The sequence below is a fragment of the Synechococcales cyanobacterium T60_A2020_003 genome (assembly GCA_015272205.1).
Classification (GTDB): Bacteria; Cyanobacteriota; Cyanobacteriia; order RECH01; family RECH01; genus JACYMB01.
In genome coordinates, this window is record JACYMB010000136.1 from 1 (window position 1) to 6,743 (window position 6,743).

Below are 6,743 nucleotides of genomic sequence, written 5' to 3' on the forward strand. Positions count from 1 at the left end.
TACCAGGACATTCTCAAGGCGAACCTGACCGTTTTTCTAATCATGCAACAAAGCCGAAAGAAACAATAACATCACAGTTTTATCACTGAACTCTCTTCCCCATCTACACATTTTCTTCATCCACTTCTCTATTGCTCCATTCCCCACTCCCTATTCCCTCCACTTCTCTACTGCTCCATTCCCCACTCCCCACTCCCCCATGTCCCCCTCCACCGCTTCCACGCAACGCACAATCGTTTTAATTGGCAAAGAGAATACTGGCAAATCTCAACTGGTCGCCTCTCTGACCCATCGCACCCCCTACAGCAGCAATTTTCGTGGCTCTACAGTCACCTGTGAGCGCTATACGGGAGACGGTGTGATGTTCATTGATACCCCTGGGATTCTGTACCGTTCTGATACGACAACCACTCGATCCGCATTAGAGCAATTACAGCAGGGTGACACGATCGTGTTGGTGGTGAAAGCGACTCATGTGGATGAGGATCTGACAGATCTATTACCTTTAGTCGCGGATAAGCAGGGAATTGTCGTCATCACGTTTTGGGATAAGGTATTGCCATCAACATTTACACAGCAGACGGTTCATCGCTGGGAACAAACTTCCAATTTGGCGTTTATTCCAGTGGATGCAAGGCATCTAACTGCCGCGCAACGACAGGAAATTTTAGCGGCAATGCATGAACCGTCGGTCTTTCCCAGTCAATGGCATCCCATTCCTGCTGGATGGCGCATCGAACCGCGTCCAACGTTGCTGGAGCATCCCCGGTTGGGTTGGCTGTTGGCGATCGCTCTGCTGCTGATACCTGCTGTTCTTGCGGTCTGGTTTGCCAATACGGTTGCCGCGATCGTTGATCCACTTATACAGGGATTGGTCAACCCAACGGTAGAAACCCTCTCTGGCTTACCGTCCCTACCCAGGGAAATCTTGATTGGACGCTATGGCTTGGTCACAATGGGACCGTTGCTGTTTGTCTGGGCAGTGCCAACGGTCATTCTTTATGCGCTATTTCTGGGTGCTTACAAAGCCAGTGGTTTAGTCGAACGAATCACCGTTGCCCTGCATCCGTTGTTACGTCCCTTCGGCTTATCCGGACGAGATTTGGTGCGTGTCATTATGGGGTTTGGCTGCAACGTGCCAGCCGTGATCAGCACTCGCGCCTGTTCCAGTTGTTCTCGCCAAACCTGTATTTCGGCGATCGCCTTTGGTTCTGCTTGCTCCTATCAATTGGGTGCCACCCTGGGAGTGTTTAGTGCCGCGAACTTGCCCTACCTGGTGATGCCTTACCTGCTCTACCTGACCATCACAACATTGATTTATACGCGCCTGATTGCGCCCAAGTCGGCTCGTTCTCCCCAAAACAGTCTCATGATTGAGCATCGCACGTTTCTGGAAGTGCCGCGATGGTCAGCGATTTGGCGTGAGATGAAGGGAACACTGAGCCAGTTCTTTACCAACGCCATTCCCATCTTTCTGGTGATCACGCTGATTGCTTCTGTCCTGGACTGGCTGGGCGTTTTGAATGGGCTGAGTGGGTTGATTAATCCGGCAATGGGATTGTTTCGCTTACCACCGGAAGCCGCATTGCCTGTGATTCTGGCATCAGTTCGTAAAGACGGACTCCTGCTCTTTGCTGAACCCAATACGGTTGGCCTGTTGTCTCCTGTGCAAATCCTCACAGGCGTTTATCTGGCTGGGGTACTGTTACCCTGTCTGGTGACAGCCCTGACGATCGCTCGTGAACAATCACTCAAGTTTGCGCTGGGGTTGATGGTGAGGCAGGCGATCGCCGCGATTGTGTTCGCCTTAATTCTGGCTTGGGGGGGATATTTTTGGTGGTAGTTTCAAGGTAGCAACCCATTTTAGCAACGTATGAGGTACAACCGTGACAACTACACTGATACCTAAATCGGCTCAAATTGGCGGAACCGTTCACACGTTCCAATGGCAATGGCAGGATCAAAGCTTTGCGATCGCCTACGAAACGCGCGGCAGTGGCTCTCCAGTTTTGCTCCTCCCTGCCTTTAGCACGGTTTCCACTCGTGGTGAAATGCAGGGGATTGCCGAACAGTTAGCGCCACACTTTCAAGTGGTTGCAATAGATTGGTTAGGTTTTGGACAAAGCGATCGCCCCGCCCTGAACTATCAACCCGCCCTCTACCGTCAACTCCTACAAGATTTCCTTCAGGTTCAATTTGATCAGCCTGTTGCTGTCGTTGCAGCGGGACATGCGGCAGGGTACGCGATGCAAGTTGCTCAGCAAACGCCGTGCCCCTGGTCAAAAATGGTACTGGTTGCACCAACCTGGAAAGGTCCACTGCGGGTAATGGGTGCGCCGACTCCTGTACGCGATGCGGTTCGAGAATTGGTTTGCTCACCCGGCATTGGTGAGGCACTCTATACCCTCAATACGGCTCCTGCCTTCCTGAAGTTCATGTATCGGCAGCATGTCTACGTTGATGTTAATAAACTGACCCCAGAATTCATGCAGCAGAAATATGAGATCACTCAGCACTCAGGGGGACGCTATGCGCCAGCGGCGTTTGTCACAGGAACCCTTGACCCGATGCAAAGCCATGAAGAGTTTTTACAAATTGGGCAAGCACTCTCTGTCCCCACTTTGGTTGTAATTGGCGAACAATCTCCGGGGCAGTCAAAGGCTGAAATGGAAGCCCTTGCAAAGCTACCCGGAATTCAAAGCGATCGCCTTTCTGGTTCTCTGGGACTGCATGAAGAGTACGCGAGTGAAGTAGCCGCGATCGTAGTACCGTTCCTACGGGCTTAATTTCCAGCATCAAACTCAGAACCAGGGAATGGAGTCAAAGAAACGCCCCATTTGCTGGAGATTGCCAAATGTGCCGACAATCCCTCCCAGCACCCCAAACGCAACGAGGGCAAAAATCTGGGTTGTCGTAACGCCTGAAAGAAAATACCAGCTATAGGAGAGGGGGACTAGAGCCAGGAAACAGCCAATGACAGCACCCCAGAAAACTCTGATCGCTGCGTTGGTCAACTTGCTGGATTGGGGATCGGACGGGTCGGATGGGGTCTGTGACATTAGAAATTACCGCATCAATTAAGTTGTGGATATTCTGGCACACCTCCTCACCTGCTAAAGTTCGGTTTCCTCAATCCAAAACTGCAGAACTCCGCCTCAACCCCAAAGCACTTGTTGAATCCCAGCTTTTATCTATAATTTGAGAATGATTATCGTTCTTTTAAGTAAAGAGACGTGACTGATGGTAGTTGCCCGATATTCCAAGTTCTGTCCCTGTAACCGTCCTCACGGGCTATTTGGGTGCCGGGAAGACAACGCTCCTTAACCGCATCCTGACTCATGAACACGGTAAGAAAGTCGCCGTCATCATCAATGAGTTTGGCGAGGTAGGCATCGACAATCAGTTGGTAATTGATGCCGATGAAGAAATCTTTGAGATGAATAACGGCTGCATCTGCTGTACAGTTCGCGGCGACTTGATTCGCATCATTGGCAACCTGATGAAGCGGCGCAACAAGTTTGATCATCTGGTGATTGAAACGACTGGGTTGGCAGATCCCGCTCCTGTGATCCAGACCTTCTTTGTGGACGAAGATGTGCGATCGCAAACGAGTTTAGATGCAGTAGTCACTGTTGTGGATGCCAAGCACATTCATCAGCACTGGGATGCCGATGAAGCGATCGAACAACTCGCTTTTGCTGACGTAATTCTGCTCAATAAAACCGACCTGGTAACGCCTGCTGAATTGGATGAATTAGAGCAACGCATCCGCTCGATGAATGCAATGGCAAAAATCTACCGCACCCAAGATGCTCAAGTGGAAATGGATAGCATCCTGGGAGTCGGAGCGTTCGATCTCAGTCGCGCCCTGGAGGTTGACCCCAATTTCTTAGGGGAAGATGCTCACGAACATGATGAGACTGTGGGATCTGTGGCGATCGCAGAATCCGGTGTGTTGAACTTCGAGCGGCTGAATACCTGGATGGGTGAACTGTTACGCAATCAGGGACCGGATATTTTTCGGATGAAGGGCATTCTCAACATTGAGGGCGAAGACAATCGCTTTGTGTTCCAGGGGGTTCACATGCTGTTTGATGGCAGAGCCGATCGCCCCTGGAAGCCCAACGAAACCCGCAGGAATGAGTTGGTTTTTATTGGGCGGAATTTGGATGAGGCAGAGTTGAAGGAGGGGTTTCGGGGGTGTTTGGTGTAGGAGTGGGGGAGTAGGGAGTAGGGAGTAGGGATCGGGGGATGGCGAAGACGATTAGTCAGCAAGAGTTTAAGCAGGTTTGGCGGGGTGAATTGTCGGATTATGTTACGGCGATCGCCTGGTCACCGGATGGTCGCTCTCTGGCGGCTTGTTCGGCGGCTGGAGAGGTGGTGTTAATTAGCTTGCCAGGTTTCCAATCTGCCTTTCTCCAGAGTGAAACGGGATACTCTGTTGATTGTCTTGCATTTTCCCATGACGGGCAGTTTTTAGCGATCGGGGGGCAAGATGGGCAGGTGAAGATCTGGTCGGTTCAATCGGGTGCAGCAGAACTCATCGCCGCGTTAAACAACAAATCCGTTTGGGTCGATCGCCTCTGTTGGAGTCCAACAACCCATGAGCTTGCCTTTAGCCTGGGCAAGTATGTGCAGGTTTGGGATGTCGAAACTCAGGAAGTGTTGACGACGCTTAACTTTGAGACTTCAACGGTTTTGGATTTAGATTGGCGCAGAGATGGTAAATATCTTGCTTTAGCAGGCTATCAAGGGGCAAGGGTCTGGAATGCCAACGATTGGGATGCAGAAGCGGAGGCGTTAGATATTCCTTCGGCAACGGTGGCGATCGCCTGGTCGCCCGATAACCAGTTCATTGCTGAAGGAAATCTCGACAGCACCCTAAGCGTGTTGGAGTGGGGCAATCCGGCTCCCTGGTTGATGCAGGGCTTTCCCGGTAAAGTGCGACAACTGGCATGGTCAGAGGTTCCCACTAATATCGGGGTGCCGATGCTGGCATCCTGTAGTGGTGCGGCAGTGGTTGTGTGGGAACGCGATGGCGATGAGCGCGTGGGTTGGGCGAGTCGGGTTCTGGGTAATCATCAAGGAGTGGTGCACGCGATCGCCTTTCAACCCGGTTCACTCCTGTTAGCGTCGGCAGCAGAGGATGGTTGGGTTGCCCTTTGGCACCGGGGCACTCGATTGATTCAATCGCTTACAGGTGTGTCCAACGGCTTCTCCTGCCTCACCTGGCACCCGCAGGGACATCAGCTTGCGGCTGGAGGATTAGATGGCGAGTTGCTGATCTGGTCACAAACTTCGCGTGGTCGTGGGTTTGGTGGACGATGAGCACACCATTTTCTGCTATGACTTTCTATTCCTGACACGATCCTTTGCAGCAGACTTACAGGATCAACGAAGTAGATAAGAAAAGATAAAGCCTTACTCTAATTCATCGCTTTATCCCTCCCCCCTGCATTGTTTCATCTCTGATTCAAGTAGTAATGTTTGACCCCGATGGTTTTGTCATTCGACTACTGAAATCAAACGAATTTACCTCTTTAGAATCAATGGCTTCCTCGATCCAAGGTGAGAGTGAAACAATCATTTAGTAACCATTTCCTCATGAGAAGAAACTTTCTTCGTGCGCTACTGGCGATCGCGGTTGCCGCCGTGATCCTTCTGCCAAGCTGTGCCCAGCCCAACACTCAATCTCAAAACTCTACAGATTCAACGCTCACGTTCTCCTGGTCGCAGGATATTGAACCGCTCAATCCGCATATGTACAATCCCAGCCAGATGTTTGCTCAGGATTTAATTTATGAGCCACTGGTGAGCTACGATCGCGGCGGCGAAATTCAGCCTGCACTGGCAGAAAGCTGGGAAGTGTCGCCCGACGGCAAGTTGATCACGTTCCAACTGCGCGAAGGCGTTCAGTTTTCTGATGGCACTCCGTTTGATGCGGCGGCGGCTAAAGCCAACTTTGATCAGATGTTGTAAAATCGTGCAGAGCATGACTGGTTGGGACTGATTGAGGCGATCGATCGCGGCGAGGCTCAGGGCGATCGCACCTTGCAGATGTACCTGAAAACGCCTTATTATCCAGCCCTGCAAGAATTGACGCTGATTCGTCCGGTTCGTTTTCTGTCGCCCAAAGCGTTTCCCGACAGCGGCACAACTGCAGAAGGCATCAAAGCCCCGATTGGCACAGGACCCTGGGTGTTAGCCGATTACCAGAAGGATACTCAGGCTGTGTTCAAGCGCAATGAGAACTATTGGGGCAACAAACCGGCAATCGAGCAGGTGACGGTGAAAATTATTCCCGATGGCGAAACGCGCGTGCTGGCATTTGAGAACAACGAAATCGATTTGATCTACGGCAATGGTGAAATTAGTCTTGACTCGTTTAAGCAACTGCGCGATTCAGGAGACTATACGGCTGATGTATCGCCACCGTTGAATACGCGAGCGATCGCCATTAACTCCAAGCGGGGAGCCACTGCAGACCTGAAGGTGCGGCAGGCGATTTAGCACAGTGTCAATAAAGATGCGATTATTTCTGGCATCTTCTACGACACAGAACAAAGAGCCGACACTTATTTTTCAACCGAAGTGCCCTATGGATCGGGAACTAAATAAGGTGTAATTCTACCTTCTAGCTTTGTAAGCTAACGTCAGTTCGGGATAAGAGAGGGGCAGGTTAGATAGACTGAAAGTGCTAAGTTTTCCCCCCTTGACCTACCCCATGTTTAGTTTAGAAGACC

The 6,743-nt window shown here is 51.1% G+C and carries 5 protein-coding genes and 1 pseudogene; 5 read left to right on the forward strand and 1 reads right to left on the reverse strand.

Features of this window, described 5'->3' with window-relative positions; translation table 11 throughout:
* The first annotated feature begins 199 nt into the window (after positions 1-199).
* Positions 200-1,843 (forward strand): 50S ribosome-binding GTPase, encoded by a 1,644-nt coding sequence (locus tag IGR76_07030; protein ID MBF2078263.1) that lies wholly within the window; start codon positions 200-202, stop codon positions 1,841-1,843.
* Between the two features lie 43 nt (positions 1,844-1,886).
* Positions 1,887-2,786 (forward strand): alpha/beta hydrolase, encoded by a 900-nt coding sequence (locus IGR76_07035; protein ID MBF2078264.1) that lies wholly within the window; start codon positions 1,887-1,889, stop codon positions 2,784-2,786.
* A 15-nt stretch (positions 2,787-2,801) separates the two neighbouring features.
* On the opposite strand, the gene IGR76_07040 is transcribed toward IGR76_07035, so the two are convergent.
* A complete protein-coding gene (locus tag IGR76_07040; protein ID MBF2078265.1) occupies positions 2,802-3,059 on the reverse strand; it encodes a hypothetical protein in 258 nt (85 codons plus the stop codon).
* A gap of 188 nt (positions 3,060-3,247) precedes the next feature.
* Between IGR76_07040 and IGR76_07045 the strand changes: the two genes are divergently transcribed.
* The 3 genes and pseudogenes from IGR76_07045 (at position 3,248) to nikA (ending at position 6,618) form a co-directional block, all read left to right on the forward strand.
* On the forward strand, positions 3,248-4,213 hold the full coding sequence (locus tag IGR76_07045) for a GTP-binding protein (GenBank protein MBF2078266.1): 966 nt from the start codon (positions 3,248-3,250) through the stop codon (positions 4,211-4,213).
* 38 nt (positions 4,214-4,251) lie between these two features.
* On the forward strand, positions 4,252-5,328 hold the full coding sequence (locus IGR76_07050) for a WD40 repeat domain-containing protein (GenBank protein MBF2078267.1): 1,077 nt from the start codon (positions 4,252-4,254) through the stop codon (positions 5,326-5,328).
* 276 nt (positions 5,329-5,604) lie between these two features.
* A pseudogene (gene nikA / locus IGR76_07055) lies at positions 5,605-6,618 on the forward strand (nickel ABC transporter, nickel/metallophore periplasmic binding protein).
* The last annotated feature ends 125 nt before the right edge of the window (positions 6,619-6,743 follow it).

Coding starts and splice junctions, on each gene's coding strand:
- IGR76_07030 (MBF2078263.1), top strand. CDS start 200: ATGTCCCCCTCCACCGCTTCCACGCAACGCACAATCGTTTTAATTGGC.
- IGR76_07040 (MBF2078265.1), bottom strand. CDS start 3,059: ATGTCACAGACCCCATCCGACCCGTCCGATCCCCAATCCAGCAAGTTG.
- IGR76_07050 (MBF2078267.1), top strand. CDS start 4,252: ATGGCGAAGACGATTAGTCAGCAAGAGTTTAAGCAGGTTTGGCGGGGT.